The 2,618-nt window shown below is 76.0% G+C and carries 3 protein-coding genes; 2 read left to right on the top strand and 1 reads right to left on the bottom strand.

The window, feature by feature from the left end; genetic code table 11:
* A partial coding sequence (locus tag ACTUAL_RS09755) for an MmyB family transcriptional regulator (RefSeq protein WP_440900036.1) occupies positions 1-816 on the top strand: 816 nt, incomplete at its 5' end.
* 382 nt (positions 817-1,198) lie between these two features.
* Here the strand turns inward: ACTUAL_RS09755 and ACTUAL_RS09750 are convergent.
* Entirely contained in the window at positions 1,199-1,507 is a 309-nt protein-coding gene (locus ACTUAL_RS09750) for a winged helix-turn-helix transcriptional regulator (protein ID WP_440900035.1), read from the bottom strand.
* Positions 1,508-1,699: 192 nt separating this feature from the next.
* On the opposite strand from ACTUAL_RS09750, the gene ACTUAL_RS09745 reads away from it, so the two are divergent.
* On the top strand, positions 1,700-2,539 hold the full coding sequence (locus tag ACTUAL_RS09745; RefSeq protein WP_096494155.1) for an SDR family oxidoreductase: 840 nt from the start codon (positions 1,700-1,702) through the stop codon (positions 2,537-2,539).
* The last annotated feature ends 79 nt before the right edge of the window (positions 2,540-2,618 follow it).

Below are 2,618 nucleotides of genomic sequence, written 5' to 3'. Positions count from 1 at the left end.
CGGCACAATGGGACCGTGACGACGGAGGACCGGACCGCGTTCGGCGAGTACCTGCGCGGCAGGCGGGCGGCGATGCCCGCGCCCGAGCAGACCGGGCGGCCCAGGACCTCGCGCAGGCGGGTGCCGGGGCTGCGCAGGCAGGAGTTGGCGGACCTCGCGGGCCTCTCCGTCGAGTACTGCACCCGCCTCGAACAGGGCCGCGCCACCCGCCCCTCCCGCGAGGTCCTCGCCGCCCTGGCGCGGGCCCTGCGGCTCACGACTCCCGCGCGGGACCACCTGTTCCGGCTCGCGGGCGAACCCGCCCCCGACCCCGGCTCACCGCACGAGGTCGTCCGCCCCGGCCTGCTGCGGGTGGTGCGCGCGCTGGGCGACTCGGCGCCCGTGACGGTGCACGACGGCCGCCTGGACCTGCTGGCCCACAACGACGCCGCCGCCGAACTCCTGCGCCCGGTGTCCGCCACCGGGCCGTTCGCGCGCAACCTCGCCTACCAGGCGTTCACCGCCGAGGGCCGGTCGGAGCTGCTCGACGCGGAGGGCGTCGCGCTGCTCGCCCGCGTGGCCGCCGGGGAGCTGCGCGCGGCGCTGAGCCGCTACCCCGGCGACGCCTACCTGGCGGCGCTGCACGCCGAGCTGACCGCGACCAGCGCGGACTTCCGGACGCACTGGGCGCGGGCGGAGGTGGGCGACTGGCGGTCGGCGGTCAAGCGGATGCGCCACCCCGAGCTGGGGTGGCGGCACTTCGACCTGGAGCTGCTGCACGACCCCGAGCGCGACCACTGGGTCGTGCTCTACGCGCCCCGCGACGACGCGCCCTAGCCCTCCCCCGCCACGGGTCGACGCGCAGGCGGTCGATCAGGTCGAGCACGGCGGCGTGGAAGGTCTCCGGCTCCAGGTCCGGGTGCGCGAGCGCGGTGAGCACGAGGCCCCGCGGCGTCGCCGCCACCGCGAGCCCTGCGGTGCGCCCGCCGACGCACGGGGCCAGGCGCCCGGCCAGGTGCTCGTGGTAGGCGTGGAACACGGGCCGCAGCGCCGGCACGTGGTCCGCCGCCGGCCTCGGCAGCTCCTCCGGCGGCCCGGCCGCCGCCGTGGCGGTGAGCCGGTCGTCCACCACCTGGAGCGCCCGCTCGAACATCGACCGGCGCAGGTCCTCGATCGAGGCGAAGTCGGCGGGTCACCGACGCGAGCGAGGCGCGGGCGGTCAGGGCGCGTCCACCGGCCCACCCCACGTCCGGGCGTCCTCGCGCGGCGGGAGGCGCTGCGTGATCAGGTCGAACAGGTGCGTCAGCGGCTGCCCGACCTCGCGGCCGAACGCGGTCAGCCCGTAGGTCACCTGCGGCGGGGTGGTGGGCTCGACGCGCCGCCACACCAGGCCGTCCTCGACCAGCACGCGCAGGGTCTGCGAGAGCATCTTCTCGCTGACCCCCCGGATGCTGTCGCGCAGCTCGAAGGACCTGAGGTCGTTGCTCCGCAAGGAGATCAGCACCCAGATGCCCCACCGGCTGGTCACGTGGTCGACCATGTCCCGCGCCGGGCAGTCGGTGTGAAACACGTCATACCGGGCCCCGGAACCACCCTGCGCCAACTGCGAGCCTCCCGCCACGTCCTGAACTTACCCCGAGGTGCGTCCTTACCAAAAGTAAGTTCCGGCTCCTAGCGTCCCGTCTCTCACTGAAGAGCACGCTGTGACGAGGAGTTCTCCATGATCGTGGTGACCGGCGCGACCGGGAACATCGGAACCCCGCTGGTGCGGGCGCTCACCGGCGCGGGCAGGCGGGTGACGGCGGTGTCGCGCCACCAGGCGCAGGCGCCGGACGGGGCGGTGCACGCGGTGGCCGACCTCGCGGACCCGGCGAGCCTGGCCCCGCTGCTGGACGGGGCGGAGTCGCTGTTCCTGCTGCTGTCCGGCGACCTGCACGCCCTGGGCGCCAACCCCGTCGACCTGGTCGACCTGGCCGCGCGCAGCGGGGTGCGCAAGGTCGTGCTGCTCTCGACGCTGGGCGTGGTGACCAGGCCGTTCGGCAGGACCCGGATCGCGATGCGCGAGCTGGAGGACGCCCTGCGCGGCTCCGGTCTCGAGCAGGTGGTCCTGCGGCCGGGCGGGTTCGCCTCGAACGCCCTGTGGTGGGCCGAGTCCGTCCGGGCGCAGCGGCTCGTGGTCGCCCCGTTCGGCGACGTGGGCGTGCCGGTGATCGACCCGGCGGACATCGCCGAGGTCGCGGCGGCCTGCCTGCTGGACGAGACCTGGAACGGGTCGGCGCTGGAGCTGACCGGCCCCGAGGTGATCACGCCCCGGCAGCAGGCCCGGGCCGTCGCGGACGCGCTGGGCGAGCCGGTGCGCTTCCACGAGCTGAGCCGCGCCGAGGCGAAGGAGGCCATGTCCCGGTCGATGCCGGGCGAGCTGGCCGACGACACCCTGGACATTCTCGGCTCCCCCAACGAGGCGGAGCTGCGGGTGAGCCCGGACGTGGAGCGCGTGCTGTCGCGGGCGCCGCGCGCGTTCGCCGAGTGGGCGGCGCGCAACGCCGCGGCGTTCCGCTGATCCCGGCGCGGGCCCGGGGGGGGGCGGAAGCCGCCCCCCGGCCGCCCGCGCCCCCGACCCGGGGGGCCGCCGGAGGGGG

The sequence above is a fragment of the Actinosynnema sp. genome, from assembly GCF_052038725.1.
Note: the sequence above shows the minus strand (reverse complement) of the source record. Positions and strands in the feature narration are given on the sequence as shown.